Consider the following 25,191-nt stretch of genomic DNA (forward strand, 5'->3'; position numbering starts at 1 on the left):
ATCTATAATTTCACTAAGCAAAATAATAAGTTCTCTACTCTTGAATCTGATTTTTTTTAGATCCCGATTTATAGGATCACTTATTTTCGGTGGAAATCATCACTATTTTTTCTTCACCCTTTTTACCACAGTTATCTGTCAGGCATCCATCGGTTTCTTTTAACTTTTGTAAATGTTCTTTTAAGCATTGTCCGTACTCGGGACTGGGAGCGTAGGATTCGTAGGTTCCGTTGTATTTTTCTACCAGGCGCAGTAGTATGGCATTACAGATATGGCAGTTCTTTTCGGATTTCATCAATTTCCAATAAGTTTCCTCATCGTATACCAGTATCTTGTCATTTATAAGTTTCAAAACCCATTTTAAGGCGTGTAATTCTCCCATATTATATCCAGTTTTCTTCAGGGGTTCCACAAAATCAATCCTATTCTGAATTGCTTCTTTGACGTAGAGTTCTTTATCCATTTTTTTCACCTCACCATTGTTGTCAGTTTTCCTTTTAGAGCATAATTGCGAAGATTTTTCGAACTATGAGAAGTTAAATGCATAAAATTGGCCTGGAAAGATGAGAAAATACTTATATAAAATAGATTAGGGATTGAATAGGTGGAAAAATAGCCTTTAATTTTAAATACCCGTTCCAGTATGCACTGGCTGATTAACCCCAAATCCATGATTGGGATCACTGATAAGAACAATATTTTCCCCCCCATTTTCCTGTGATAACAATAATCTGTTTCCAGGACAATATTTAGTATGGTTTTAGTAATTAATATATCTTTCACTTTTCAGTTTCTATCCCTCTCAAATATTGATAATTCGGGCCTGTCACCTTTTTCAAAGCACCCTCATTAAAAAAGGTTAATAAAAGGTATTTTTTTATGGTTTTTGATAATTTTCATGGTTACCTTCTTTTAATTTCATCAATAGAATCTTACTTCTAATTATGTGCAATTAAAACTGTTGCCCAGCAGAATACTGGGATAACTGCTGGATACCGGGTCCAGTAGTCTGGTTAATGCGGGGGGTTAAATAGTGCCCCCTGGAAATAAACAATTTCTCTTTTTTTCGCATTTTTAAATCCAGATAGAATGAGTGGTTAATAACTAACTATATATATAATGATTAATCATAAAGATTATTATCAATTTATCTGTGTATTACTATAGTCCCGTGTCTTAATATGACGTTTTCTAAAAATAACTCACGGGTAATGTAATGTGACGGTAATGGGGCATCGATCATCATCCTCACAAACGTATTACAGATGCCCCATTACTTAATCTCAGTAATACTTTTATCCCTATTAATCAGCACCTAATTTTTTTTTTATCCGAGTCAACTTTTTCAATCATGATTACTATCAACATCAACTAGTTGTTCGACTTCAACAATTTTCGTACTTTGTAACAAAATGTTTATATGGTAGTACGTTATTAAATTAATTTGTAAAAGGATGATAGACATATATCCCGTTGAAATTGTAGCTAAGTGATTATAATTTCAGCAAATAATCATCTCGAATTCATCCTAACTTATCCATCATAAAGGAGGTGAAAAAGTGCGAAAAAAGATACAAAAATTGATGATAATGTCACTCATATTGTTCTTTGCCTTGTCACCATGCGCAGCAGCCACTGGAGACGAGGTAACCAATGCCATTGTAACACCCACAACCCAGGATCTAGTGAATTCAAATACCACTTTAGGGGGTGATGATCAATTTGTGGTCAGCGACACTCCAGCTCAAGGCTTCCCCACCAACGGCAGTTCCTATGCCAACATTAATACGGGAAGTAGCGGATGGGAGAGTTTAGCTAGGTTAACTCTTAATTTAACCATCCCTGAGGGTGCACAGACCCTGAGTTTCAACTGGATGTACGCTACCAATGAGGGTCAAAATTCCTACTTTAATGATTGGGCCTCAGGAGAAATATTCGATGGAAGTACCTACCAGAACATTCTATACGCGGATACCACTGCTCCAGTTGTTTCCGGATCCAGTATTGGCTACGGTTGGGCAACTCCCATGCAAACAGTAATTTTTGATGTTTCAGCGTACACCGGTAGCAGTATTATACTGGAATTTTCAGTATCCGATGTTGGAGACACCGTTGTGAATAGTGCCCTGTTTATTGACAATTTGCATATTGGTCCAGCAGCTGATCTGGCCATCACAAAAATTGTGAACAACACCGCCCCATTATACAAAAGCACCATTGAATACGTGTTAAACGCTACAAATAACGGGCCACAAGATGCTGAAAATGTTTCCGTGACCGACTTATTACCGGCAGGACTACAATTCGTATCCGCCGATGGCGCCTACGACAGTAACACTGGAAAGTGGACAATAGGTACCCTGGGGGCTGGAGAAAGTGTTCTCCTTAAAATAGTAGCTCTAGTAAACGCTGTAGGGGAAATGACAAACAATTCAACCATAACCTCCGATGCCTATGATTACGACACCACCAATAACATGGCCAGTTCCCTAATCAATGTTCCAGCAGCAGCCAATTTATACACTGAAACATCCGTAGATAAAACAAATCCTAATGTGGGAGATACTGTTAAGATCACTTTCAAAGTGGGAAACACCGGGCCAAGCACAGCCGAAGATACAATCCTGACTTTTGTTTTACCTGATGGACTGAAATTCATAAGTGCCAATGCGGATCAAGGAACAGCAACCTACAATGAAGTATCAAGGCTTATCACCTGGAATATGGGGGATGTACCGGTAGGAGATCCTTACCTTTACGTACTCGCCGAAGTTACAAAAAGTGGAGCAATGGAACTTGTATCCTCAGTAAGTTCGTCGACCTTTGAAGTTGATCCCGCCGATAACGTTGACGCCCTAACCATAAATGCAGCCAGTAAAACAGTGACAGCCAAGAGCACAGTAGGAATGCAAAAAACAGGAATTCCCCTGCCATTGATGGTTTTAGCCATTTTAATGGTTCTCAGCGGACTATTCGTGTCTAACCGGAAATAATCTTTCCATTTTTTTTTCTTTTTTTTCTCTTAATTTTTCTCTAGAAAGATGCTAATTTTTGATGCTCGGCAAGGTTCCTGCCGAAATAACTTATTAAGATGAAATTTTATGTATTAATTTCAACATAGTATATAAACGAATTTAATGGGATTTTTTGAATACGAGAGGGGATAAGAATGGACGATTTATGGTTGGTACTGTACTGGACCGGGCCTATAGGTGTGGGGTTTTTCTTGATGAGCATTGGAGTCATGGTCTACTTGCTGGCTAAGGCCAAAAGTATGGATGAATCCAACAAAAAATAAGCCATTAATAAGATTTACCAGGGATGTATCCCACTTTAAAAGAGTGTTAACTAACTTATAGAGAGTGTTAACTACTTATAGAAATCTCAAAAAACATTATATATACATGAAACAGTTTCCACTCACCCCGGCAGCAGGTAAAAGACTCATAGCCAAAGCCCTGGCTAAACATCCTGAAATAGAAAAGACACTACAATCTGGCACCCTGGCCATCATCGCCGGCACTACCAACGGCTACGTGGCGGAGGAGATATTAAAGACCATTGGTCAGGAGGGGGAATTCTCGAGAAAAAGATTCTTCCGGGGGATCGTGTTACCGCCAGGAGCTCCTGTTAATCCCGATGGACGTTACGCCGATGAAACTGGCTTCCCCGGGGATGTGATAATTAGCGATGGAGTCTGGGAGAGGGGGAAGAGAATCTTCGATGTGGCTGACACCTTAAAGGAGGGAGACATCATCCTGAAGGGGGCCAACGCCATTAACCTGGAACTTAAACAGGCCGCCATCTACATTGGCCATCCCCAGGCCGGTACCATCGGCGCCTCCCTACCGGGGGTAGTGGGCCGCCGGGTGAGGCTTATTCTCCCGGTGGGTTTAGAAAAACGGGTTAACAGTGATCTCAACCAGCTGGCGGTTGAATTAAACCAGCCCGGCCTTACCGGGCCCCGCATTCTTCCAGTGCCGGGTGAGGTTTTCACCGAACTGGAGGCCATTAAACTCCTCACCGGTGCCAAGGCGCACTTGGTAGCGGCTGGAGGGGTGGCCGGTGCCGAAGGAGTCCTGTGGCTGGCCATTGATCACCGCGAAGCTGAGGCAGAAAAAGTTCTAAAGGAAGTCTCCACCGAACCCCCATTTTCCTTATAGATCATAAACGGGCCAGCACCGTGCAGGGGGCGCTGTCCACTCCCACTATCTGCCAGGGTATCACCAGCACCTCTTCCACTTGTTCTAAATCCTTTATGACCCCCAGGTTCAGATCCTCCACCAGAAGTAAAGGTTCACTTAGCCCCTCTGAAAAAGCGTTGAGATGGGCCTCGATACCCAGATTCTCTTTTTGGTAGCAGGAAATGGATATGGTGTCGGTGCCCAGGCAGCGGATGGCGGGAAAATTCTCACGAATGAAAGTCACCAGCTCCGGGCTCACCCCCGGATTCTGGGTTAAATATCGCTCAGTATCCTGTTCCCGATATTTTCCAAAGCCAGTGCGGAAGAAAATACAGTCCAAACCCTCTAAATTAACTCTTCTGAGGTCGTCCCCAGTGATTAATTCATTATTCTCCTTGGGACAGTCCAGAATAAGGGGATGGGTGAAGATGAGTTCCTCAGGAGGGTAATCTCCAATCTTCTTACCCTCCGGGAGGAAGTGAGCTGGGGCGTCTACATGGGTCCCACTATGGTTTTCCACGTGTATCAAGTAACTGTTATAGTTTTTACCATCCTTTATTTGGCTATTAGGCTGAATGGACGGTTTTAAAAGTCCTTTATGCACAGGGGACTGGGGTGCCAATGGATAAGAAATGGTCTGATATTTCATAACTAATCTCCCGGTGAACCAAAATTCCGCTACTCTCCATTGATGGGGAAAATATTAAATGTAAATTTATTATAACTCTTAGATGGATTCCATCTTGTTAGAAACTATCTTTAACAGGGGACCATAAAAGTAAGTTTACATTTAATATTGTGTTGTAGGGTGAATTTATGAGTAACGATGATTCCAAGATAAATAAAGAACTTCAGAAACGTATGAAAGAGTTCAAAGCCGCCCTTAAAAACGAGGCCAAAAAACAGGAATTGCACGATAACATACCAGGTTCAGAAATCATGATTCGTGTGGAAGTATTTTTACCATCCCCTAACCCTGAAGAGTTTGTGGACGGTTTATTCCTGTACATGGGTGATACCGGGGGAATAGTCAACGCAGAGTACTACTTCCGGGATATGGCCGAAGTTGAACTCTGTTCTTTGTCTGACGAAGAGCTAGAAGTAGTTAAAGAACTCTTTAAAGATGACTTCGCCCTGGAAATCGAGTGATCGGTCTTTTAATTTCTTAATACTCAATCTATAAGCTACCCTACTGCCATCTTTTCTAAAAGAAGGCCATTGACATCTTTTAGATCACAAACGGTGGGGGCTTTGAAATTGAAACTTTTTGTGAAAATTAATATAGTCCAGAAGAATCATAAATAAAAATATATAAAATGGTCAGGAATTGAAAAATTAAATTATCCATACCAAGCAGATTCCACCACCTTTAACCTTCTTGGGTTTAATTGAGAGGTACTTCTTGAACAACCCGAAAGAGGAGTGGAAGTTACACCGATTTTTTTCAAGCCCTGGTTTTTATAACAATTACAACGATTGGAGTGATAAAAATGCGCAGTTTTGAGAGATTAAGCTCTCTAAAAGATTACATACCCTTAAAAAGGAGCGAGTCCGGGGGCAAAAATATCGGCCTCCTGGTGGACGGTCCAAACATGCTCCGCAAGGAATTCAGTCTTAACCTGGACTTGGTGCGGGATATCATTGCTGAATATGGAAACATGCGGGTGGGCAAGGTCCTTTTAAACCAGTACGCCTCCGACAAACTCATAGAAGCCATAGTTAACCAGGGTTTCACCCCCATCGTGGTTGCGGGAGACACCGACGTCTACATGGCTGTGGAGGCCATGGAACTTATTTATAATCCCAATATAGATGTCATCGCTCTCATGACCCGTGATGCTGATTTTTTACCCATAATTAACAAGGCCAAGGAAAACGGCAAGGAGACCATAGTAATTGGTGCCGAGCCAGGTTTCAGCGCCGCCCTGCAGAACTCAGCAGACAGTGCCATAGTTTTAACCCCTGAAAATGGTCGGAAAAGTCACAGGGGAAACTAGACTTATTTTAGGAGAAACCCTACATGCTGGTTAACTCCTCCCTGGATGAAGTTAAAAGACGGGAGACAGCCCTGCATTACATCGTCGACCTGGTTAAAGAAAAGGGTCGGGAAAACCTCTTTGACCTCACTGGCCTGGCTGGGGGCTTCCCCCTGAATCGGGATGATATTGCCCTCCTGGAGACCTACGCTGGTCCAGCCCTGTTTCAGGAGGATCTGGATATCTGGGGCAAGAAACACCTGGGCGGAGAAAAGTTACTGGCCCTTAACCGCACCAGCAGTGGAATACTGGCCTCGATACTGGCCCTGGTTACACCCGGCCAGAAAGTGGTTCATTACCTGCCGGAGAAACCATCCCATCCCTCCATACCTCTCAGTTGCCAGCTGGTAGGAGCATCTTACCGGGAGTTTGCCGTGGGGGAGGACCTGGAAATAGGGGATGGAACTTCCCTACTGGTCATCACTGGTTCTACCATGGACCACCAGGTCCTTAGCCAGGAAGAATTTGAAATGGCCATCCACGCTGCCCACCACCGGGAGGTGCCGGTTCTGGTGGATGATGCCTCCGGAGCCCGACTGCGCACTGTGATCTATGGCCAGCCCCGGGCCACTGACCTGGGTGCTGATCTGGTCATCACCAGCACGGACAAACTAATGGAAGGCCCCCGGGGAGGTTTGATGGCTGGAAAAACTTCTTTAATTGACCTTATTAAGATTAAGGCCCACCAGTTTGGCCTGGAAGCTCAGCCACCCCTCATGGCAGCCATGGCCCGGGCCCTGGAGAAATTCAACCCCCAACGTATCAAACGGGCCATGGAAAGGAAGGACCATCTTCACTCTGCTCTAGCCCCCTACTATCCCGGTCTGGAGAAAACACCCACCGGGGTGATGCTCACCCCCAACGCTTTAAGGGAAGATATAAATGTGGAAACCGCCCTGACCCCCCGGGACATGGCCATGCTACTGGCCATGTTGCTTTTAAAAGAGGAGAACATTTTAACCATCCCGGCTGTGGGGATGCCTGGAGCATCAGCCACCATACGCCTGGATCTGGCCTCAGCCGATGCCAACCGCCTGAGTGATGAGGCTATTGGACAAAGCTTACATAATGCCCGGCAGATTCTCCTTACCATGGCTGATGATATGGATGCCTGCCGTCGCCTGTTGTACCCTTAGAGAGGTTCCTGGTTCATTTTATTTCAATTATTTTAGGGGGATTAAAGATGATGGAGATTGACGGATCCTATGGTGAAGGAGGAGGAGCCCTGCTCCGGGTGGCCACTGCCCTGGCCGCAGTTACTGGCAAATCGATTCACATAGATCATATTAGGGCCAACCGGCCAAAACCCGGTCTCATGCCCCAGCACCTGCACGCGGTTAAGGCCGTCAGCCAGCTCTCCCAGGCACGAGTTAAAGGGCTGGAAATTGGCTCGGAGGATATAGAATTTCATCCCCAGAAACTGGAGGGACAGGACCTCACCGTGGATGTGAAAACCGCAGGCAGCATCAGCCTGGTGTTGCAGGCGGTTATGATCCCGGCTATGAGGGCCGAAAAACCCTTCAAAGTCACGGTGAGGGGAGGAACCGATGTGCGCTGGTCCCCCCTCTGGGACTATCTGAAAAATGTCACCCTACCCCTCCTGGGTCTTATGGGATACCAGGCCCATCTGGAGTTGGAAAGGAGAGGATACTATCCCCGGGGAGGGGGACTGGTACACCTGGAAATAACTCCTACTCCCCATCTGCAGGGTCTGAAACTCACCCATCTAAGGGTGAAACGTATCCGGGGAGTTTCCCATGCCACCTGCCTCCCCCGGCACGTGGCCCAGCGGCAGGCACACCGCGCCAGGCAAATACTCACCAAAATGGGTTATGATGTGGATATAAGAATAGAGGTCAGCCAGGATGCCCTGGGACCCGGCTCCGGCATCGTTTTATGGAGTGAAGGTGAAGGTCGGGTGGGGGGTAGTGCCCTGGGAGAACGGGGCAAGAGAGCAGAAAAGGTGGGAGAAGAGGCGGCCCAGGAGCTGTTGTTCCACCTGGATCAGGCAGCGCCCCTGGATCGCTATTTATCCGACCAGATCATACCATATCTTGCTCTGGCTGGTGATTCCCAGGTGAAGGTTGCCCAGATAACACCCCACACCCTTACCAACATCCACATCGCCCAGCTTTTAACCGGAGCCCGGTTCCACATCAACGATGGGGTCATACGGGTGGATTGAAATAAATAAATTATTTATTTTCAGTTTAGCAAGGTTGTTTTTTAGCCCCCCCCGGGGATGGCACAAACTATTTATACCACCTCCCCCCTAATATCAAATAGTCGATATCGGTAACTTGATAAATCTTGGAATGGGTGGATAAATGAATATAAAAAAATTTACAGCCTATTTTTAGTATCGAATTATCGATAGAAGGGAGGTTAGGTTAAGATGAATGATGAAAATATTCCAGAAGAACTACAACACAGAATAGAGATGGTATCTAAAATGCAGAAATTCGGTGGTTTAAGGATCATGATCCTCCACGTACTCGAGGATGGCCCTAAAAATGGTGTGGAAGTTATGGACGCCATCCAGAAACACCGCGAAGAACGATATAAAATGAGGCAGAAAAGTCACAAACATCACCATCACCATCGAATGAGGGTGCCAGGATCTAAACGGCCCTCACCGGGCTCAATATATCCCATGCTGAAAAAGATGGTGGATGAAGACCTGGTCAGTAAAGGTGAAGATGGACGTTATGAGTTGACTGCCAATGGACAGGACACGGCCCAGAAGATCTTTGGACACTTCCAGGGAGTGCATCGTAAACGTAAGGGTCCCCGGGTGTTCACCGTGGAAGACGCCTTGACCCAGATGGATAGCTACGTTTCATACCTGGAGGACATCAAGATCGAGAAGCTGGCATCTCATGAGGAACAGATGAAAGATCTGGGTGAAAGGTTCCAGAAAGTGATAAACACGCTCCAGGAAAATCAAGTTAAAAAATAGTCAAAGTAAGATCTTCCTGGTTTTTAATTCCTTTTTTACTTTTTTTTTATTTTGGTTACAATGGACGGTGCACACACTCTCCGGATATGACTTTTATCAGGGTGCCGTCTTCCTCTTCCAGTATCAGGGCTCCGTCCCGGTTAATGCCCACTGCTTCTCCCACCACCATATGGCCCTTTTTATGCACCTCCACCTGCCGGCCAATGGTCTTGGAGAGTCGGCGCCACTGGGCCAGTATGGCTGGGAATTGTCCCTTTTCAAATTCTTCATAGATCGCTTCGAAGTTTTCCAGGAACCTCTGCACCACTTCCACACCATAGATCTCCTGATCCAGCTCGTTTTTCAGGGAGGTGGCTCCTTCTTTCAAATCCCGGGGGAAGTCCTCCACATCCACGTTGAGGTCAATACCAATACCCAGGACCACGTAGTCCAGGGCACCTTTATTTTCAGAAACTTCGGTGAGTATGCCACAAACCTTCTTTTCACCGATCAGTATGTCGTTGGGCCATTTGATACCCACGTCCAGGCCACATCTGCTTTGCAGGGTCTCCGCCACGGCCACTCCGGTGACCAGGGTTAACAGGGGAGCTTTGACCAGGGCTATATCCGGGCGGAGGATGATGGTCATCCACACCCCTCCCTCGGGAGAAAGCCATCTTTTCCCCAGACGACCCTTACCCCGCCTTTGCACCTCGGCAATAACTATGGTTCCCTGGGAAGCGCCCTCCTCGGCCAGTTTTTTAGCCACCTCGTTGGTGGAATCCACCTCGGAGAAGTAGCGAATATCATGGCCAATGTAACTGGTATGGAGATCTTCCTGGATCTGGTAGGGTAAAAGACGATTGGGGATCTTAACCAGCCGGTATCCCTCATTAGAAGATTCAATAACGAAACCATCACCTATCAGGTCCTGAATTTCCTCCCGAAGTTCATCTGCGGTTATTCCTGCCTGGGAGGCTAGTTCTTCTTCTTCCCGGTATTCACCCCGAACCTGGTTGAGGCTTCTGAGAATCTTCTTTTTAACCATTCTAATCACTTGCCATTATCATTTTTTAGGGGCCACACTATGGGCCAGGTAACTGTTCACTGCGGCTGAAACCGCGGCCACCTTCTTTGAGGGGCGGAAGGTTGATTTCAAGCGTTCCACCCGGGCCCGGTCCTCAGCTATCACCTTCTCCATGTTGGCCATGATCTCCTTTTTGTACTCATCCACGAAGTGGGTGTGCAGCTTGGCTTCCTGGAAGTGGGGGCTGAGCATCATGGACTGGTGGAAGGGTATGGTGGTCTTCACCCCCAGGATAACGTACTCCGAAAGAGCCCTGCGCATCCGGTTTATGGCCTCTGGACGGCTGTTACCCCAGGCAATGAGTTTAGAGATCATGGAGTCGTAGTAGGGGGGTATGGTGTAGTTCATGTACACCCCACTATCCACCCGGACACCCAGGCCACCTGGGGAGCGATACCCCGTTATCTTCCCGGGATTGGGAGCGAAGTCAGTCAGGGGGTCCTCGGCGTTGATACGGCACTCGATGGCATGTCCCCGTACCACGATATCCTCCTGCCGCCAGTTTAGCTCCTGGCCCGCCGCGATTTTAAGCTGTTCCTTGACCAGATCCACCCCGGTGACCATCTCGGTGATGGGATGCTCCACTTGGATCCGGGTGTTCATCTCCAGGAAATAAAACTCCCCCTCTGAGTACAGGAATTCCACCGTACCGGCGTTGCTGTACCCAATGGATGCAGCGGCCTTAACTGCAGCAGAACCCATCTGGTCCCGTAACTCCGGGGTCATGATGGGTGAGGGTGATTCCTCGATTAACTTCTGATGCCGCCTCTGGATGGAGCACTCCCGGTCGGCCACGTGTATGGTCTGGCCCTGTTCATCGGCCAGGATCTGGAATTCTATGTGGCGGGGTTCCTCGATGTACTTCTCGATGAACACCGTGGAATCTCCGAAGGCCGATCCAGCCACTGATTGTGTGGATTCCAGGGCCCTCAGGAGTTCATCCTCCTCGTAGACGGTGCGCATTCCTATTCCGCCTCCACCCGCCGAGGCCTTAACAATCACCGGGTAGCCAATGGCACCGGCTATTTCCTGGGCTTCATCCGGGTCGTTAACCCCCCGGCTGGTCCCGGGGACTACTGGTACCCCGGCTTTTTCCATGAGCTTCCGGGAGATGATCTTGCTGCCCATGTCCCTGATAACCGAGCCTTTAGGACCGATGAGTTTCAGGCCATTCTTCTCACATTCCTCCCCAAACTGGGGGTTCTCAGCCAGGAAACCGTAACCGGGATGTATGGCTTCAGCTCCAGACTCCAGAGCAGCATCCATTATGTGGGGAATGTTCAGATAACTCTCGGCCGGGGAGGGCCCCCCGATATAGTAGGCTTCGTCGGCGTATTTAGCAAAGAGCGAGTTCTTATCGGCTTCAGAGTAGACGGCCACACTCTTGACGTCCAGTTCCTTGCAGGCGCGCATAACCCTGATGGCGATTTCGCCACGATTGGCAACCAAGACCTTGTTAAACATGATATCTTCCTTTCTAGCTTTGGCGGGTTTTAAAATCCACCAGTCAATCAATTAAATATAATATGGTTCTAACTATATTTGATTATGGATTTATACCTAACCCCCCAGTTCTTTAAACTCATAAAAAAGGTTAAAATAAAAAAATAAGGATTTTCATAGATGATCACTAAAAAACGTCACCTGGAGATGGCTTTACAGGACATACCCGCCCATCCTGATCCTGATCCGGATCGGGAGCAGTACCTGACCCCGGCTCCCATCGCTGCGGATCTGGTCTGGAACGCCACCACCCAGGGAGATGTGTCCGGACTTAAAGTGGTGGACCTGGGTTGTGGAACTGGAATCCTGGCCCTGGCCGCCGCCCTGATGGGAGCCCAGGAAGTGGTGGGGGTGGATGTGGATGAAAAGGCCATAAAATTAGCCATAAAACAGGCAGAACAGCTCCAGGTCCCGGCCCGTTTCCAGGCCATGGATGTGAATGAATTTAAAGAGAGGGGGGACACGGTTATCATGAATCCGCCCTTCGGTGCCCAGAAGGCCCAGCGCCGGGAGGCGGATCGTCGCTTCCTGGAGAAGGCCCTGGAGGTGGCACCGGTGGTGTACTCCTTCCACCTAAAAAAGACCGAAGAATTCCTGGAGAAACTGGTGAAGGCCCTGGATGCCACCATCACCCACCGCTTCCATTACTCCTTCACCCTGCCCCGGATCTACCACTTCCACCAGGAGGAGAAGCGTGCCGTGGAGGTGGTGGTGCTGCGGGTGGAGCGGAATTAATCATAGTACGAGTGTTAAATGTGGTTAAAGAGTTCCCGTTTTTTTAGAAAATTCCGGGTATTTATATATTATAATGCAATTTTTTTTCACTTCCACATAACTATATTACCTAATATATATAGACCTTAAAAGATGGAACGACGTGAGATTTCCATCTTTATACCTTCCTCATTCTTGGGAGAATCAAAAGATTTAAAAGTAAGAACCTACAAAGTAGGGCTGATTAGCAGATCAGCAGCCCTATTCCGCGTGAATCGCATCGTAATATACAGCGATGACCAGGACCGCAAAGGGACAAAGTTTATTAGTGATGTCCTCAATTATATGAATACACCCCAATACCTGCGTAAACAGGTATTTCCCATAACTCGGGAGTTGAGGAACGTGGGCATACTCCCACCACTACGAACTCCCCATCACCCCACAGGAGAACTTCACCAGGGTGATTACAGGCAGGGATTAACGGTAAAGAGGACAAAAAAAGGCACTATAGTCGATATTGGTGCCGACCGGCTGGCACTGTGTAAGGAAAAGCTCAGTGTAAACCGGGTCTTAAACTTTAAGGTAGAGAAGCTGGCGAAGGAGATCCTGATAACTCCCGATGAGCCGGATATTTACTGGGGTTACCAAACCCTGGCTACTTATCGGAATCTGCAGGACAGTTTAAAGGCGCTTAAGCCCAAACCAGACTTGGTAGTGGGCACCTCACGCCTTGGTCAGCCCATCACTTCTGTTTTCAACGAAGTAATAGGGGATTTAAAGGGCTCCAAACACTTAGCTATTTTGTTTGGTGGTCCTTATTCAGGCTTACATGATCTAAATGGGGAAACCAGGAAACTTGCTGACCTGGAGTTAAATACCATCCCCCATCAGGGAACCAAGACAGTAAGAACTGAAGAAGCGGTTTTAGCGACTTTATCCGTGTTTAACTTGCTCTTAGACCTGTGAAGCGCTTTAGTCCGGTTAAAAGAGTCAACTGACTATAAACGTAGGTTGGACTCTCTTTAAGTGAGATATTACTCTAATTGGAAAAGTATATTATTGGAAATTGGAATTTGTAAGGAGGTAAATTTAAATGGCTAGACATCATCAACCCCGAAAAGGATCAGTTGCATTCAGTCCTAGAAAAAGAGCGGTCAGGGAATCACCCCGTGTACATTCCTGGCCAGAAAGAGAAGAGCCGGGACTGTTGGGTTTCCCCGCCTATAAGGTGGGCATGACCCACGTCACCATGACCGACACGGCCAAGAACTCCCCCACAGAAGGTATGGAGATCTCCGCCCCGGTGACCATCCTGGAAGCACCACCGGTAGTGGTAATGGGCATCCGCGCCTACCGTAAAACTGACCGTGGAATTAAGGCCATGACCGATATTATGGCCCCGGAACTGGACGTGGAGCTTTCCCGTACAATAACCATACCCAAAGAAAGCAACGGCGAAGCACGCCTGGCAGAACTCAAAGAAAAACTGGATCAGGTAGTTGATATCCGGGTTCTAATACACACCACCCCTAAAAGTGCCAGTGTGCCCAAGAAGAAACCAGAACTCCTGGAATGTGGTGTGGGTGGAACCAGTGTAGAATCCAAACTGGAATACGCCGAAAGTGTGCTGGGTAAAGAAGTTAAACCCGAAAACGCCTTCTCTGACGGGGAACACGCCGATGCAGTGGCTGTTACTAAGGGGAAAGGATTTCAGGGTGTTATTAAAAGATGGGGAGTACGGATCCAGTACGGAAAAGCAGCTCGAAGTAGTAAAGGACGACACGTAGGTTCCATAGGTCCCTGGAGTCCGGAACGGACCATGTGGACGGTGCCCATGGCGGGACAGATGGGTTACCACCAGAGAACCGAGTACAACAAGAAGATACTCCGCATCGGAGACGCCAAGGATGCAGGGGACATCAACCCCGCCGGTGGCTTTGTCAAGTACGGACTGGTGAAAAACGATTTTATAATGGTTAAAGGTTCATTACCTGGACCATCCAAACGACTGGTCATGTTAAGAAAGGCAGTACGTCCTCATGGTAAACATGACGATGCTCCTGAAATATCATTCATCAGCACGGCATCCCAACAGGGGGCCTAATTTAGTAAATAAGGATTAAAGTGATTGGGATGAAGAAAGTTAAGGTATACTCATTAGAAGGTGATGTGGTAGACGAGATGGAGCTACCCGAGATTTTCACTGAAGAATACAGGCCCGACCTCATAAAGAGGGCAGTTTTATCTGCCCAAGCCGCACGCATCCAGCCCTGGGGAACCGATCCCATGGCCGGAAAGAGGACCACAGCCCAGTCCTACGGTGCCGGCCGGGGAGTGGCCATGGTTCCCAGGGTAAAGGGTTCCCGACACCCTGCCGGTTCCAAGGCGGCCTTCGTGCCCCAGGCCACCGGTGGTAGAAGAGCCCACCCTCCACGAGTGGCCAGGACCATAAACGAGAAAATCAACAAGAAAGAACGAAGACTGGCCATCCGCTCGGCAGTGGCAGCCACCGCTGACCAGGACATTGTGGAAGCCCGGGGACACCAGATAGAAAACGTGCCCCAGGTACCCCTGGTGGTGGATGATGATATCTGTAACATCCGCAAGACCAAGGAGACCCGGGAGATCTTCAAAAAACTGGGACTCATGGACGATGTGGTACGGGCCAAGAACGGAAAAAACATACGATCCGGAAGGGGAAAAACCCGGGGAAGAAAGTACAAAACCCCACGAGGACCTTTACTGGTGGTGGGTGAAGACAAAGGAATAAGCAAAGCCGCCAGAAACCACCCGGGAGTTGAAGTGGTGGTGGTGGACAACCTCAACGCCGAACTCCTGGCACCAGGAACCCACCCCGGAAGACTGACCCTGTACACCCGCTCCGCCGTAGAAAAATTAGGAGAACTATTTAAAAACAGGTAGGTGGCCCCATGGATCCTTACAGTATCATTATCAAACCACATTTAACTGAAAAAAGTATGAACGCCATTGACCAGAAAAACGAACTAACCTTCGTGATTCGGCGAACCGCAGAAAAAGGCCAGGTCAAAAGTGCCATCGAGCAAATGTACGAAGTGAAGGTGGAACGGGTTAACACCCAGATAACCTCCCGCGGTGTCAAACTGGCCTACGTAAAACTATCCGAGGAAGACAGCGCCGAGGACATCGCCATGAAGATGGGCGTATTCTAAGGAGGAATAAACAATGGGAAAAAGATTGATCATTCAAAGAAGGGGGAGAGGAACTCCCACCTACCGCAGTGCATCCCACCGTTTCAAGGGCAAAATCGCCTACCGTTCCTACGATGACGTGGAAAAAGAAGGCTGCCTCGTAGGAAAAGTGGCTGATATCATGCACGACCCGGGAAGAAGCGCTCCGGTGGCCCTGGTTAAATTTGAAAACGGCGAAAAACAACTCATTTTAGCACCAGAAAGTATACAAATTCATGATGAAATTTCCTGTGGAATATCCGCACCCATAAGCCCTGGAAACTCACTGCCCCTGGCACAGATTCCAGAAGGAACCCCGGTGTACAACCTGGAAAGATACCCCGGTGACGGGGGTAAATTCGTGCGATCCTCAGGTACTCATGCTTCTCTTATCACCCATGACGTGGGTAAGGCCGTAGTTGAGCTGCCATCCGGCGAGCTGAAGGCCTTCAACCCCCAGTGTAGAGCCACCATTGGAGTGGTAGCTGGGGGAGGACGTAGGGAGAAACCATTCCTCAAGGCCGGTAATAAGTATCACGCCACCAAGGCCAAGGGTAAGAAGAATGTTAGCGTGCGTGGTGTAGCAATGAACGCAGTGGACCACCCCCACGGTGGTGGAAACCGCCAGCATCCGGGACGACCTACCACTGTATCCAGACACGCCCCACCAGGTAGAAAGGTGGGTTCCATCGCCGCTCGTAGGACTGGTAAAAGGAGATAAACGACCTTAGATTACTTAAAATAAAAAAACAAGGGAACATAAAAGTTAGAAGGAGGAGGCCAATTGGCGAGGAAAGAATTCAAATATCGTGGTTACACCCTGGAAGAACTGCAAGAAATGCCGCTGGATAACGTTATCCAGCTCTTCCCATCCCGGCAAAGAAGATCCCTGCAGAAGGGATTCCTACCCCGGCAGAAAAAGGTACTAGAAAAGATTAGGAAGCTGAAAAAAGAGGGAGACACTGGAGGAAGGCCCAAAATAATCCGGACCCACTGTCGGGACATGATCGTCCTGCCAGAGATGGTGGGTATGACCTTCGGGATCTACAATGGAAAATCATTTGTGGATGTGCAGATACAGCCCGAGATGATCGGCTGCTACTTCGGAGAGTTCGCAGTCACCAGACAGAGGGTAACCCACGGGGACCCTGGTATGGGAGCAACCCGTTCATCCATGTTTGTACCCCTTAAATAAGGAGAAATTAAGATGGCTAAGAATAAATACGCTTACCAAGGTTCGGAGGGTACTGAAAAAACTGCCCGGGCTGCTGGCCGGTCCCTGCAGATATCACCCAAACACGCGGTGGAGATCTGCCGTGAAATCAGGGGAATGTACCTGGACGATGCCAAGGAATATCTGGAAGAAGTTATCCAGAAAAAAAGAGCAGTCCCCTTCCGGCGTCACAACAAAAAGGTTGGGCACCGTCGTGGACTCACCGGATGGCCATCCGGCCGGTATCCAGTTAAAGCCGCCGGCGAAGTACTACATGTCTTAGAAAACGCCGAGGCCAACGCAGAATACCGGGGCATGGATTCCGAAAACCTGAAAATCATCCACATATCCAGCCACCGGGGTTACATCATCCGGGGTTACATCCCCCGGGCATTTGGAAGGGCCACCCCCTTCAACACCCCCACCACCCACCTGCAAGTTGTACTAGCCGAGGCAGAGGAGAGCACATGATCGAGAAGGACTTTGTAACCGAGGGACTCAAAAGAACCAGGATCGACGAATTCCTGGAAAGTGAACTAGAACGAGCAGGATACGGTGGAATGGAAATCCAGGTAACACCCCTGGGTACCATGGTCGTCGTCTACGCGGAAAGACCAGGAATGGTAATTGGCCGAGGCGGTAAAACCGTACGGGCCATAACCAAAAGCCTCAAAGATAACTACGAACTGGAAAATCCCCAGGTAGAAGTTAAAGAGGTGGATATTCCTGAACTCAACCCCAAAATCATGGCCCACAAGATCGCGGCCATGCTGCAGAGGGGAATGCACTTCCGAAGAGTTGCCTACTCCACCCTGCGCAGGATCATGGGATCCGGAGCTCAGGGTGTGGAAGTAACCATCTCCGGTAAGATCCGGGGATCCCGTTCAGCCACCGCCAAGTTCTCTGACGGCTACATCAAAAAATGTGGAGAACCAGCCACCAAATACGTGAAAGAAGGATTTGCCACGGTACAGCTCAAACCAGGAGTACTGGGTATATTCGTACGTATCATGCCTCCCGGTGTGGTCCTGCCCGACAAGGTGGACATCATCAAACCCACCGTAGAGGAAGCTCCAGCTGTTGAAGCGGTAGAAACAGTAGAAGAGGAAGTCACCGAAGAATCTGCTGAGATCCTGGAGGAAATCATCGAGGAAGCTCCGGAAGAAGCCGAGGAAGTTCCTACTGAAGCGGAATTAGTTGAGGAACCAGCCGAAGAAGCTGCCCCAGAGGAAGCTGAAGAAGCCACTGAAACTGAATCTTTAGAAGAGAAAGTAGAAGCGGTTAAAGAGGCTGTAGAAGAAAAAGCCACGGAGCTTACCGATGCTGTTGAGGATAAAGTCGAAGAAGTGAAGGAGAAGGCCACTAAGGCTAAGTCTAAAGCTACTGAGGCTAAGGAGACAGCTGAGAAGAAGGCTGAGGAAGTGGTGGAAGCTGCTGAAGGAAAAGCTGAGGAAGTTAAAACCAAAGCTACTGAGGCTAAAGAGGCTGTAGAAGAAAAAGCCACTGAAGCAAAAGAAGAAGTAGCTGAAGTTAAAAAGAAGGCTGCTGAAGTTAAGGAAGCTGTAGAAGAGAAAACTGAAAAAGTTAAATCTAAAGCTGCTGAACTTTCAAAAAAGTCAGATAAATCTTAAATAAGATTTAATCCCTTCCTAAATCTGGATAAATTATAAAAGGTTGTAGCAAGATGGTAATATTAAGGAGCAAGGAAATACGGGATATGGACCTAGAGGACATCCAGAAAAAGCTGGATGAACTGCGGGCAGAGTACGCCCGGAACATATCCAAAAGTGCCGCGGCAGGTGTCTACGAGAATCCTGGGAAGATAAAGGAGCTCAAGAGAACCATTGCCCGGGTAATGACCATCATGAATGAAATCGAACAGGAGACATAAATGAAAGTCTGTGAGGTTTGTGGTCTTCCCGAAGAACTCTGCGTCTGTGAAGAGATTGCCAGGGAGATACAGAAGGTTAAAGTCTTTACGGTGAGGAGAAGATTCGGAAAACTGATGACCATCATCGAAGGAATTGATGAACACGACATTGACATCAGAGAACTCACCAAGGAACTCAAAAACCGCTGTGCCTGCGGAGGAACAGCAAAGAAAGGCCAAATAGAACTGCAGGGCGATCATAAACGGAGAGTCAAGCAAGTTCTCGCTGATCTGGGCTTCTCTACGGATGAAATCGAGATCCGTTAGGCGCTTAAAACGAGGGAATCTGCAAACCCTATACCCGCAGCCCTCAGGCTGCACGGGTTGGTAGGCATGATCACTCCACAAAACATCATGAGACACGAACTGGTGGGACTCTGGGTACGAGTGGCCCGGAGCACCCATCAGGGATTCACCGGACTGGAAGGAAAGGTTGTAAACGAGACCAGAAACACCCTCACCCTGGAAGATGGTGAGGGTAGGGAGAAGATGATCCCGAAAAAAACGTCAACCTTCCATTTTAAACTACCTGACGGTGGTACAGTCGAAATAGAGGGCAGAATAATAGTTTCACGCCCGGAAGACAGGATTAAAAAGAGATTCAAAAAGTATGGGTGATATTAATGGTTGGCATTGAAGTAACCGAACCAAAGGAAAAATGTGATGATCCCAACTGCCCCTTCCATGGTAACCTTAAGATAAGGGGCCAAATACTGGAAGGACTGGTTGCCAGTGACAAGGCAGAAAAAAGCATCACTGTAGAGCGAAGTTTCTACAAGTTCATAAGAAAATACGAAAGATACGAGAAAAGAAAGTCTAAGATCACCGTTCACAAACCGGACTGCATTCAGGTGAAAGTCGGAGATGCAGTGAAAATCGCGGAGTGCCGCCCTTTAAGTAAGACCAAGCACTTCGTGGTGGTGGAGGTTAAAGAGGAGAAATAATGAAGGCCATTACATCTAAAGTTACTAGATCACTCCCCATCGGTGCCAGACTCAGCTGTGTGGATAACACCGGAGCCCGAGAAGTGGAAATTGTAGCCGTAAAAGGATACAAGGGCGTCCGTCGAAGGCTGGGTAGCGCTGGAGTGGGAGACATGGTGGTCATCTCGGTGAAGAAGGGAACCGTAGACATGCGCCGGGAAGTTACCACTGCAGTTATCGTAAGACAGAAAAAGGAATACCGCCGGGCGGATGGCCTACGGGTTAAATTCGAGGACAACGCTGCGGTCATTATCAGTCCGGAAGGAGTCTTAAAGGGTTCCGAGATCCGGGGGCCAGTGGCTAAGGAAGCCGCTGACCGATGGCCATCGGTGGGAAGTGCCGCCAGCATTATCGTCTAAGGGTGATATTAATGTCTAAACAGCCAAGAAAACAGAGAAAATCATTCTACGGGGCACCACTACACCAGCGCCATAAGTCCATGAGCGTCACCCTCAGCCCGGAACTCCGGGAAGAACATGACCGACGCGCCCTCCCTGTTCGTAAGGGAGACACCGTGAAGGTCTTAAGGGGAGACTTCAAGGACCACGAGGGAAAGGTGGAAAAGGTGGACCTTAAAAATTACCGGCTCCTGGTAGAAGGAGCATCCGTACAGAAACCAGATGGAAACCAGGTGTACCACCCAGTGCATCCCTCCAACACCATGATAATGGAGCTCAGTCTGGATGATGAGGAACGGAACAAGATAATAGAGAGGAAGGGATAAATATGGCCAAAATGGGATCAAGAAAACACTTGAAAAGATACAAAGCACCAGTTCACTGGCCAATTCACCCCAAAGAGGACACTTGGACAGTAAAACCAAGCCCAGGACCTCACGCCATCGAAGATTCACTACCACTCCTACTGGTGGTCCGGGACATCCTGGAACTGGCCGACACCGCCCGGGAAGCCAAGATGATCATCAACCAGGGAGATATAATGGTGGATGGTACGGTGCGTAAGGACTACAAGTTCCCGGTGGGATTCATGGACGTAATCCAGATACCCAAAACCGGCAACACTTACCGGGTGCTCCCTGATGAGAAGGGACGACTGATCTTACACCCCATCAGTGAAGAGAACCAAGAGTTCAAACTGTGCCGGGTGCAAAACAAAACCACCATCCGGGGAGGGAAACAACAACTGAACCTCCACGATGGCCGTAACTGTCTGGTGGAAGGTGAATACAAAGCCGGAGACGTGGTGGTACTGCAGGTTCCTAAACAGGAAATAACCGATCACCTGAAAATGGAAGACGGTACCCTGGGACTCATCACCGGTGGAAAACACATCGGAGAGCTGGGAACCATCAAAGAAATCAACATCACCAAATCATCCATGCCAAACACGGTTTTAATGGAAACCAAGGATGGGAAAAGCTTCCAAACCCTGCAGGACTACGTGTTCGTTCTGGGTAAGGACCAACCCATCATCGCCCTACCAGGGGGTAAGTAGATGAACCCCATGCAGGAAGTGAAAATAGCCAAAGCCACCATCAACATCGGTGTTGGTGAGGCCGGTGAACAACTGGTCCGGGCTGAAAAGCTCCTGGAGACCATCACCCACCAGAAACCGGTGAGGACCTTCTCCAAAATCACCAACCCTGAGTTTGGAATCAGAAAGGGACAACCCGTGGCCTGTAAGGTCACCCTCCGTGACCAGAAGGCCCATGATGCCGTGAAGATGGTGTTGGATGGTGTGGGTAACAAGCTCCGCGCCAGCCAGTTTGACCGGAATGGAAATGTCTCCTTCGGAATTGAAGAACACATTGACATCCCTGGCATGCGTTACGACCCGGATATTGGAATATTCGGAATGAACGTTTCCATAACCTTTGAAAAACCGGGTTACCGGATTAAAAGACGGAAAATTCAACGGAAACAGATCCCCCCTAAACACCAGGTCACCGCCGAGGAGACCCAGGAGTACATGCGGGATAAATTCCAGGTGAAGATTAAATAAGGTGAAAACATGCCAAGGAAATACGGAAAGGCATCCAGAAAATGTAGAAGATGTGGGGATCACTCTGCCCTGGTACGCAGATACGGATTAATGCTCTGCCGCCAGTGCTTCCGGGAACTCGCACCTAAAATAGGATTTAAGAAGTACAATTGAGGTGTACCTATGACTCTTATGGATCCTCTAGCAAACGCCCTTACCAACATGCGTAACAATGAAATGCAGGGAAACAATCGGTGTACCATCCGACCTGCCTCTAAAATGATTGGCCATGTGTTAAGGACCATGCAAAAGGAAGGATACATCGGTGAATTTGAATACGTGGACGACGGCAAGGCCGGACAGTTCATGGTTGAACTAGAAGGAAATATAAACAAGTGTGGGGTTATAAAGCCCCGACATGCCGTTAAAAAAGATGAATTCGAGAAATTCGAAAAAAGGTACCTGCCATCCAAGAACTTCGGTATCATGATCATGACCACCTCCCAGGGTATAATGACCCACAATGAGGCTAAGGAACATGGTATCGGCGGCAGGTTACTGGTATATGTCTATTAGGTGATAATAATGGCTTTAGCAGTGGTTATGAGGGAGGAAATACCCATCCCTGAGGGCATAGAAGTCACCGTGGATGACATGGTGACCGTGAAAGGATCCCAGGGGGAGCTAAAGCGGAAGTTCAAACACCACAACGTAAAGATCAGTCAAGAAGACGGTTTAGTGGTGTTAGAAGTCCGTTTCCCCAAGAAGAAAGATAAAGCCATGCTGGGAACCATCAAAGCCCATATTACAAATATGATCGAAGGCCTGACCCAGGGCTTTACCTACCGGATGAAAATCGTTTACGCTCACTTTCCCATGACCGTCAAACTAACTGGCGGCAAGGTGGTTATTGAAAACTTCCTGGGGGAACGTTACCCCCGTACTGCCAAGGTGGTGGGAAGTGCCCAGGTAAATATACAGGGCGATGAGGTAACCGTCTCTGGAGTAAACAAAGAAGACGTGGGACAGACCATGGCCAACATTGAACAGGCCACTAAAATCAAGGGAAGAGACCCCCGGGTATTCCAGGATGGAATCTACCTGGTGGCTAAGGAGTGATCCTTAATGAACAAACCAAAATTCAGGAGACAGGAATGGTTCCGCTACAAGAAACTGGGAACCAAATGGAGAAAAGCCAGGGGAAAAACCAGCAAAACCCGCCGATACGAAGGCAGAAAACCGGCCATGCCCACGGTAGGATACCGAACCCCTCTAGAAACCCGGGGACTTCATCCTTCCGGATACCAGGACGTACTGGTGTCCAACCTAAAGGAACTGGAAGGACTGGACCCGGAGAAAGAGGCTGCTCGCATCAGTTCTACAGTCGGGGACCGGAAAAGGGAATTAATACTCAGCAAGGCCAAAGAGCTGGGATTGAAAATCCTGAACTAGAACCAGTTGTAAACAGACACCCCGGTAGGGGGCCTCTATTTACAAAAACGGGCCAACTAAGTAAAAACCAAGAAATGAAAAAAAAAGCGGATGCAAGGGACCATAACATTCGATAATAGCATCCCATCCCCCCTGATAATATCAGGGTGGATCTAGAAATTTTAACTCAACCCCCAATGCGAGGTTGAAGGGGAGGTTTCTTTATGAATCTTACAACTCAAAAGAGGCTAGCTGCAGATATCCTAAAAATAGGAGTTAACAGGGTATGGATCGACCCGGACCACTCAGAAGAGGTGTCCCAGGCCATCACCCGTGAAGGAGTTAAGAAACTCATAGCCGACGGCACCATCAAAGCCCGGCCCAAGAAGGGGATCAGCAGTTACCGCTCCAAGAAAATAGCAGAACAGAAAAGCAAAGGAAGAAGGAAAGGCCGAGGAAGCATCAAAGGTGCTAAAGGGGCCAGAAACCCCAAGAAAAAAGCCTGGATGACCACTATCAGGGCGCTGAGAACTGATTTGAAGGATATGAGGGATAACCGGGAGATAAACCGGACCACCTACCGTAAGCTGTACAAGATGGCCAAGGGTGGGGCATTCCGCAGTAAGTCCTACATGAAAACCTACGCCCGGGACCACGACCTACTAAGATAATGGGGGAATACAAGTGGCACACGGATCAAGATATAAAGTAGCATTCAAAAGACGAAGAGAAGGAAAAACTAATTACGGGGCCAGGTTAAAGCTCATCAGCCTAGACCAGTACCGACTGGTGGTTCGAACCAGCAGCCAACATACCCTGGTCCAGATCATCAAGGTAGCTCCGGAAGGAGACCACACCCTGGTGGCCGCCCACTCCCAGGAAATCAAGGGCCTGGGCTGGCTGGGCAGCGGAAAAAACACCTCCGCCGCCTACCTAACCGGATACCTGTGTGGTAAAAAAGCTCTAAAGGAGGGTATAGATGAGGCCGTTCTGGATTTGGGACTTAAGACTTCCCTGAACGGTTCTAAAATATACGCCGCCCTTAAAGGAGCAGTGGATGCCGGGATGAACATACCCCACAATGAGTCCATCCTACCCCCTGAGGAGAGGATAAGGGGAGAACACGTGGCAGCCTACGCCCAATCCCTGGAAAAAGAGGAGATGGAGAAAAGATTCTCCCAGTACCTGAAAAAGGGTTTAGCACCGGAAGAGTTACCGGATCACTTTGAATCCATAAAACAAAAAATAGAAGCCGAGGTAAAATTATGACAAACGGAGGCAACAGAGGTAACCGTGGTGGAGGCAGTGGTAACCGTGGCGGAAGCGGACAAAACCGTGGAGGTCGCGGAGGCCGTGGAGGTCGCGGTGGCCGTAAACAAACTTATGAAAAACCAGAATGGGAACCCAAAACCAACCTGGGCCGCAAGGTAAAGGAAGGCAGCATCACATCCATTGATGAGATCTTCGACCGCGGACTACCCATCATGGAACTGGAAATCATAAACCACCTCCTGCCCGACCTGGAAGAAGAGGTCATGGATGTTAACCTGGTGCAGCGTATGCACAAATCAGGAAGAAAGGTTAACTTCCGAGTAATCGTGGCGGTGGGAAACAAGAACGGTTACGTGGGATTAGGACAGGGAAAAGCCAAAGAAGTAGGCCCTGCCATCAGAAAAGCAGTGGATAACGCTAAATTTAACATCATCAAAGTCCGAAGGGGCTGCGGTGACTGGGGATGCGTCTGCGGAAGGGAACACACCGTGCCCTTCAAGGTGGAAGGTAAAGCCGGCAGTGTACGCGTAACCCTCATACCCGCCCCAGGAGGAGTGGGACTGGCCATCGGAGATGTGGGTAAAACCATCCTGGGCCTGGCTGGAATAGACGATGTATGGAGCCAGACCAGTGGACAAACCCAGACCACCATCAACTTCGCCAACGCTGTATTCACCGCTTTAAAAGAGTTGAGCAAAGTTAAGGCCGCCTCCAAGGACCTTAAAAACCTAGGAGTATGTGTGTAAT

At 48.3% G+C, this 25,191-nt stretch carries 35 protein-coding genes and 1 pseudogene; 32 read left to right on the forward strand and 4 right to left on the reverse strand.

Annotated features, from left to right (window positions below):
- Positions 1–76: 76 nt before the first annotated feature.
- On the reverse strand, positions 77–463 hold the full coding sequence (locus FGU46_RS09175; RefSeq protein WP_286474389.1) for a hypothetical protein: 387 nt from the start codon (positions 461–463) through the stop codon (positions 77–79).
- Positions 464–1,559: 1,096 nt separating this feature from the next.
- Between FGU46_RS09175 and FGU46_RS09180 the strand changes: the two genes are divergently transcribed.
- From FGU46_RS09180 to FGU46_RS09190, 3 genes are all read left to right on the forward strand, one after another.
- Entirely contained in the window at positions 1,560–2,993 is a 1,434-nt protein-coding gene (locus FGU46_RS09180) for a DUF11 domain-containing protein (protein WP_286474391.1), read from the forward strand.
- Between the two features lie 176 nt (positions 2,994–3,169).
- A complete protein-coding gene (locus FGU46_RS09185; protein WP_286474394.1) occupies positions 3,170–3,298 on the forward strand; it encodes a hypothetical protein in 129 nt (42 codons plus the stop codon).
- 106 nt (positions 3,299–3,404) lie between these two features.
- Complete coding sequence (locus FGU46_RS09190; RefSeq protein ID WP_286474396.1) at positions 3,405–4,163, forward strand: hypothetical protein; 759 nt, start codon at positions 3,405–3,407, stop codon at positions 4,161–4,163.
- Between the two features lies 1 nt (position 4,164).
- Here the strand turns inward: FGU46_RS09190 and FGU46_RS09195 are convergent, their stop codons facing one another.
- Positions 4,165–4,833, reverse strand: a complete 669-nt coding sequence (locus FGU46_RS09195; protein ID WP_286474398.1) for a cyclase family protein — start codon at positions 4,831–4,833, stop codon at positions 4,165–4,167.
- 167 nt (positions 4,834–5,000) lie between these two features.
- On the opposite strand from FGU46_RS09195, the gene FGU46_RS09200 reads away from it, so the two are divergent.
- The 5 genes from FGU46_RS09200 (at position 5,001) to FGU46_RS09220 (ending at position 9,179) form a co-directional block, all read left to right on the forward strand.
- Positions 5,001–5,333 carry a hypothetical protein gene (locus tag FGU46_RS09200; RefSeq protein ID WP_286474400.1) on the forward strand — a complete coding sequence of 111 codons (333 nt, stop codon included), beginning with the start codon at positions 5,001–5,003 and terminating at the stop codon, positions 5,331–5,333.
- A gap of 341 nt (positions 5,334–5,674) precedes the next feature.
- Positions 5,675–6,181, forward strand: coding sequence for a TIGR00288 family NYN domain-containing protein (locus FGU46_RS09205; RefSeq protein ID WP_286474403.1), 507 nt, complete (start codon positions 5,675–5,677; stop codon positions 6,179–6,181).
- A gap of 23 nt (positions 6,182–6,204) precedes the next feature.
- Positions 6,205–7,356: a TIGR03576 family pyridoxal phosphate-dependent enzyme gene (locus FGU46_RS09210; protein ID WP_286474405.1), complete on the forward strand. Its 1,152-nt coding sequence runs from the start codon at positions 6,205–6,207 to the stop codon at positions 7,354–7,356.
- Positions 7,357–7,403: 47 nt separating this feature from the next.
- Positions 7,404–8,405: an RNA 3'-terminal phosphate cyclase gene (gene rtcA, locus FGU46_RS09215; protein WP_286474407.1), complete on the forward strand. Its 1,002-nt coding sequence runs from the start codon at positions 7,404–7,406 to the stop codon at positions 8,403–8,405.
- Between the two features lie 210 nt (positions 8,406–8,615).
- The gene (locus tag FGU46_RS09220; protein WP_286474409.1) at positions 8,616–9,179 is read left to right on the forward strand and encodes a PadR family transcriptional regulator; all 564 of its coding nucleotides are present in this window, start codon (positions 8,616–8,618) and stop codon (positions 9,177–9,179) included.
- Between the two features lie 55 nt (positions 9,180–9,234).
- Here FGU46_RS09220 and FGU46_RS09225 read toward each other — a convergent pair whose 3' ends face one another.
- Together FGU46_RS09225 and FGU46_RS09230 are read right to left on the reverse strand one after the other, a co-directional pair.
- Positions 9,235–10,206 carry a biotin--[acetyl-CoA-carboxylase] ligase gene (locus FGU46_RS09225; RefSeq protein ID WP_286474410.1) on the reverse strand — a complete coding sequence of 324 codons (972 nt, stop codon included), beginning with the start codon at positions 10,204–10,206 and terminating at the stop codon, positions 9,235–9,237.
- An 18-nt stretch (positions 10,207–10,224) separates the two neighbouring features.
- Positions 10,225–11,709 (reverse strand): acetyl-CoA carboxylase biotin carboxylase subunit, encoded by a 1,485-nt coding sequence (locus FGU46_RS09230; RefSeq protein ID WP_286474413.1) that lies wholly within the window; start codon positions 11,707–11,709, stop codon positions 10,225–10,227.
- Between the two features lie 159 nt (positions 11,710–11,868).
- On the opposite strand from FGU46_RS09230, the gene FGU46_RS09235 reads away from it, so the two are divergent.
- The 24 genes and pseudogenes from FGU46_RS09235 (at position 11,869) to rpsE (ending at position 25,190) form a co-directional block, all read left to right on the forward strand.
- A complete protein-coding gene (locus FGU46_RS09235; RefSeq protein WP_286474415.1) occupies positions 11,869–12,483 on the forward strand; it encodes an METTL5 family protein in 615 nt (204 codons plus the stop codon).
- A gap of 132 nt (positions 12,484–12,615) precedes the next feature.
- A complete protein-coding gene (locus FGU46_RS09240; RefSeq protein ID WP_286474417.1) occupies positions 12,616–13,431 on the forward strand; it encodes a putative RNA uridine N3 methyltransferase in 816 nt (271 codons plus the stop codon).
- 127 nt (positions 13,432–13,558) lie between these two features.
- Positions 13,559–14,569, forward strand: a complete 1,011-nt coding sequence (gene rpl3p, locus FGU46_RS09245) for a 50S ribosomal protein L3 (RefSeq protein WP_286474420.1) — start codon at positions 13,559–13,561, stop codon at positions 14,567–14,569.
- Between the two features lie 29 nt (positions 14,570–14,598).
- Positions 14,599–15,387, forward strand: a complete 789-nt coding sequence (rpl4p, locus tag FGU46_RS09250; protein ID WP_286474421.1) for a 50S ribosomal protein L4 — start codon at positions 14,599–14,601, stop codon at positions 15,385–15,387.
- 8 nt (positions 15,388–15,395) lie between these two features.
- Entirely contained in the window at positions 15,396–15,656 is a 261-nt protein-coding gene (locus tag FGU46_RS09255) for a 50S ribosomal protein L23 (RefSeq protein ID WP_286474423.1), read from the forward strand.
- Between the two features lie 13 nt (positions 15,657–15,669).
- Positions 15,670–16,395 (forward strand): 50S ribosomal protein L2, encoded by a 726-nt coding sequence (locus FGU46_RS09260; RefSeq protein ID WP_286474425.1) that lies wholly within the window; start codon positions 15,670–15,672, stop codon positions 16,393–16,395.
- Positions 16,396–16,458: 63 nt separating this feature from the next.
- Positions 16,459–16,869 carry a 30S ribosomal protein S19 gene (rpsS, locus tag FGU46_RS09265; RefSeq protein WP_286474427.1) on the forward strand — a complete coding sequence of 137 codons (411 nt, stop codon included), beginning with the start codon at positions 16,459–16,461 and terminating at the stop codon, positions 16,867–16,869.
- Between the two features lie 12 nt (positions 16,870–16,881).
- On the forward strand, positions 16,882–17,358 hold the full coding sequence (locus tag FGU46_RS09270) for a 50S ribosomal protein L22 (protein ID WP_286474428.1): 477 nt from the start codon (positions 16,882–16,884) through the stop codon (positions 17,356–17,358).
- Positions 17,355–18,122 (forward strand): annotated as a pseudogene (locus tag FGU46_RS09275) (30S ribosomal protein S3); the annotation flags it as partial. The gene FGU46_RS09270 and the pseudogene FGU46_RS09275, both read left to right, overlap by 4 nt.
- 449 nt (positions 18,123–18,571) lie before the next feature.
- Positions 18,572–18,778 (forward strand): 50S ribosomal protein L29, encoded by a 207-nt coding sequence (gene rpmC, locus FGU46_RS09280; RefSeq protein ID WP_286474431.1) that lies wholly within the window; start codon positions 18,572–18,574, stop codon positions 18,776–18,778.
- Complete coding sequence (gene yciH / locus FGU46_RS09285) at positions 18,779–19,084, forward strand: stress response translation initiation inhibitor YciH (RefSeq protein WP_286474434.1); 306 nt, start codon at positions 18,779–18,781, stop codon at positions 19,082–19,084.
- A gap of 66 nt (positions 19,085–19,150) precedes the next feature.
- Positions 19,151–19,435: a ribonuclease P protein component 1 gene (gene rnp1 / locus FGU46_RS09290; RefSeq protein WP_286474436.1), complete on the forward strand. Its 285-nt coding sequence runs from the start codon at positions 19,151–19,153 to the stop codon at positions 19,433–19,435.
- Between the two features lie 5 nt (positions 19,436–19,440).
- On the forward strand, positions 19,441–19,761 hold the full coding sequence (locus FGU46_RS09295) for a 30S ribosomal protein S17 (protein ID WP_286474438.1): 321 nt from the start codon (positions 19,441–19,443) through the stop codon (positions 19,759–19,761).
- On the forward strand, positions 19,761–20,159 hold the full coding sequence (locus tag FGU46_RS09300) for a 50S ribosomal protein L14 (RefSeq protein WP_286474440.1): 399 nt from the start codon (positions 19,761–19,763) through the stop codon (positions 20,157–20,159). The genes FGU46_RS09295 and FGU46_RS09300 overlap by 1 nt, the downstream gene beginning before the upstream one ends.
- A gap of 11 nt (positions 20,160–20,170) precedes the next feature.
- Positions 20,171–20,524: a 50S ribosomal protein L24 gene (gene rplX, locus FGU46_RS09305; protein WP_286474442.1), complete on the forward strand. Its 354-nt coding sequence runs from the start codon at positions 20,171–20,173 to the stop codon at positions 20,522–20,524.
- Positions 20,525–20,526: 2 nt separating this feature from the next.
- On the forward strand, positions 20,527–21,255 hold the full coding sequence (locus FGU46_RS09310) for a 30S ribosomal protein S4e (RefSeq protein ID WP_286474444.1): 729 nt from the start codon (positions 20,527–20,529) through the stop codon (positions 21,253–21,255).
- A complete protein-coding gene (locus FGU46_RS09315; protein ID WP_286474446.1) occupies positions 21,256–21,762 on the forward strand; it encodes a 50S ribosomal protein L5 in 507 nt (168 codons plus the stop codon). It abuts the gene before it with no gap.
- Between the two features lie 9 nt (positions 21,763–21,771).
- Positions 21,772–21,915, forward strand: coding sequence for a 30S ribosomal protein S14 (locus tag FGU46_RS09320; RefSeq protein WP_081701977.1), 144 nt, complete (start codon positions 21,772–21,774; stop codon positions 21,913–21,915).
- A 9-nt stretch (positions 21,916–21,924) separates the two neighbouring features.
- Positions 21,925–22,317, forward strand: a complete 393-nt coding sequence (locus FGU46_RS09325; RefSeq protein ID WP_286474457.1) for a 30S ribosomal protein S8 — start codon at positions 21,925–21,927, stop codon at positions 22,315–22,317.
- Positions 22,318–22,326: 9 nt separating this feature from the next.
- A complete protein-coding gene (locus tag FGU46_RS09330) occupies positions 22,327–22,860 on the forward strand; it encodes a 50S ribosomal protein L6 (RefSeq protein ID WP_286474459.1) in 534 nt (177 codons plus the stop codon).
- A gap of 6 nt (positions 22,861–22,866) precedes the next feature.
- Complete coding sequence (locus tag FGU46_RS09335; protein WP_286474461.1) at positions 22,867–23,193, forward strand: 50S ribosomal protein L32e; 327 nt, start codon at positions 22,867–22,869, stop codon at positions 23,191–23,193.
- A gap of 203 nt (positions 23,194–23,396) precedes the next feature.
- Positions 23,397–23,843: a 50S ribosomal protein L19e gene (locus tag FGU46_RS09340; RefSeq protein ID WP_286474463.1), complete on the forward strand. Its 447-nt coding sequence runs from the start codon at positions 23,397–23,399 to the stop codon at positions 23,841–23,843.
- Between the two features lie 13 nt (positions 23,844–23,856).
- The gene (locus FGU46_RS09345) at positions 23,857–24,441 is read left to right on the forward strand and encodes a 50S ribosomal protein L18 (protein ID WP_286474465.1); all 585 of its coding nucleotides are present in this window, start codon (positions 23,857–23,859) and stop codon (positions 24,439–24,441) included.
- Positions 24,438–25,190: a 30S ribosomal protein S5 gene (rpsE, locus tag FGU46_RS09350; RefSeq protein ID WP_286474468.1), complete on the forward strand. Its 753-nt coding sequence runs from the start codon at positions 24,438–24,440 to the stop codon at positions 25,188–25,190. Before FGU46_RS09345 ends, rpsE begins: the two co-directional genes overlap by 4 nt.
- Position 25,191: the final 1 nt, after the last annotated feature.

Source organism: Methanobacterium sp. CWC-01, from assembly GCF_030323845.1.
GTDB classification, from domain to species: domain Archaea; phylum Methanobacteriota; class Methanobacteria; order Methanobacteriales; family Methanobacteriaceae; genus Methanobacterium; species Methanobacterium aridiramus.

Bases quoted from the DNA above. Each gene is read 5' to 3' on its own strand.
- FGU46_RS09225 (WP_286474410.1), bottom strand. From the start codon at position 10,206: ATGGTTAAAAAGAAGATTCTCAGAAGCCTCAACCAGGTTCGGGGTGAA.
- yciH (WP_286474434.1), top strand. From the start codon at position 18,779: ATGAAAGTCTGTGAGGTTTGTGGTCTTCCCGAAGAACTCTGCGTCTGT.
- rpl3p (WP_286474420.1), top strand. From the start codon at position 13,559: ATGGCTAGACATCATCAACCCCGAAAAGGATCAGTTGCATTCAGTCCT.
- FGU46_RS09190 (WP_286474396.1), top strand. From the start codon at position 3,405: ATGAAACAGTTTCCACTCACCCCGGCAGCAGGTAAAAGACTCATAGCC.
- FGU46_RS09210 (WP_286474405.1), top strand. From the start codon at position 6,205: ATGCTGGTTAACTCCTCCCTGGATGAAGTTAAAAGACGGGAGACAGCC.
- FGU46_RS09195 (WP_286474398.1), bottom strand. From the start codon at position 4,833: ATGAAATATCAGACCATTTCTTATCCATTGGCACCCCAGTCCCCTGTG.
- FGU46_RS09205 (WP_286474403.1), top strand. From the start codon at position 5,675: ATGCGCAGTTTTGAGAGATTAAGCTCTCTAAAAGATTACATACCCTTA.
- rtcA (WP_286474407.1), top strand. From the start codon at position 7,404: ATGATGGAGATTGACGGATCCTATGGTGAAGGAGGAGGAGCCCTGCTC.
- FGU46_RS09330 (WP_286474459.1), top strand. From the start codon at position 22,327: ATGGCTTTAGCAGTGGTTATGAGGGAGGAAATACCCATCCCTGAGGGC.
- rpsE (WP_286474468.1), top strand. From the start codon at position 24,438: ATGACAAACGGAGGCAACAGAGGTAACCGTGGTGGAGGCAGTGGTAAC.
- FGU46_RS09325 (WP_286474457.1), top strand. From the start codon at position 21,925: ATGACTCTTATGGATCCTCTAGCAAACGCCCTTACCAACATGCGTAAC.
- FGU46_RS09315 (WP_286474446.1), top strand. From the start codon at position 21,256: ATGAACCCCATGCAGGAAGTGAAAATAGCCAAAGCCACCATCAACATC.
- FGU46_RS09255 (WP_286474423.1), top strand. From the start codon at position 15,396: ATGGATCCTTACAGTATCATTATCAAACCACATTTAACTGAAAAAAGT.
- FGU46_RS09175 (WP_286474389.1), bottom strand. From the start codon at position 463: ATGGATAAAGAACTCTACGTCAAAGAAGCAATTCAGAATAGGATTGAT.
- FGU46_RS09300 (WP_286474440.1), top strand. From the start codon at position 19,761: ATGAAGGCCATTACATCTAAAGTTACTAGATCACTCCCCATCGGTGCC.
- FGU46_RS09230 (WP_286474413.1), bottom strand. From the start codon at position 11,709: ATGTTTAACAAGGTCTTGGTTGCCAATCGTGGCGAAATCGCCATCAGG.
- FGU46_RS09200 (WP_286474400.1), top strand. From the start codon at position 5,001: ATGAGTAACGATGATTCCAAGATAAATAAAGAACTTCAGAAACGTATG.
- FGU46_RS09235 (WP_286474415.1), top strand. From the start codon at position 11,869: ATGATCACTAAAAAACGTCACCTGGAGATGGCTTTACAGGACATACCC.
- FGU46_RS09340 (WP_286474463.1), top strand. From the start codon at position 23,397: ATGAATCTTACAACTCAAAAGAGGCTAGCTGCAGATATCCTAAAAATA.
- FGU46_RS09260 (WP_286474425.1), top strand. From the start codon at position 15,670: ATGGGAAAAAGATTGATCATTCAAAGAAGGGGGAGAGGAACTCCCACC.
- FGU46_RS09270 (WP_286474428.1), top strand. From the start codon at position 16,882: ATGGCTAAGAATAAATACGCTTACCAAGGTTCGGAGGGTACTGAAAAA.
- FGU46_RS09240 (WP_286474417.1), top strand. From the start codon at position 12,616: ATGGAACGACGTGAGATTTCCATCTTTATACCTTCCTCATTCTTGGGA.
- FGU46_RS09185 (WP_286474394.1), top strand. From the start codon at position 3,170: ATGGACGATTTATGGTTGGTACTGTACTGGACCGGGCCTATAGGTGTG.
- FGU46_RS09310 (WP_286474444.1), top strand. From the start codon at position 20,527: ATGGCCAAAATGGGATCAAGAAAACACTTGAAAAGATACAAAGCACCA.
- rpl4p (WP_286474421.1), top strand. From the start codon at position 14,599: ATGAAGAAAGTTAAGGTATACTCATTAGAAGGTGATGTGGTAGACGAG.
- FGU46_RS09295 (WP_286474438.1), top strand. From the start codon at position 19,441: ATGGTTGGCATTGAAGTAACCGAACCAAAGGAAAAATGTGATGATCCC.
- FGU46_RS09320 (WP_081701977.1), top strand. From the start codon at position 21,772: ATGCCAAGGAAATACGGAAAGGCATCCAGAAAATGTAGAAGATGTGGG.
- rnp1 (WP_286474436.1), top strand. From the start codon at position 19,151: ATGATCACTCCACAAAACATCATGAGACACGAACTGGTGGGACTCTGG.
- FGU46_RS09220 (WP_286474409.1), top strand. From the start codon at position 8,616: ATGAATGATGAAAATATTCCAGAAGAACTACAACACAGAATAGAGATG.
- rplX (WP_286474442.1), top strand. From the start codon at position 20,171: ATGTCTAAACAGCCAAGAAAACAGAGAAAATCATTCTACGGGGCACCA.
- FGU46_RS09335 (WP_286474461.1), top strand. From the start codon at position 22,867: ATGAACAAACCAAAATTCAGGAGACAGGAATGGTTCCGCTACAAGAAA.
- rpmC (WP_286474431.1), top strand. From the start codon at position 18,572: ATGGTAATATTAAGGAGCAAGGAAATACGGGATATGGACCTAGAGGAC.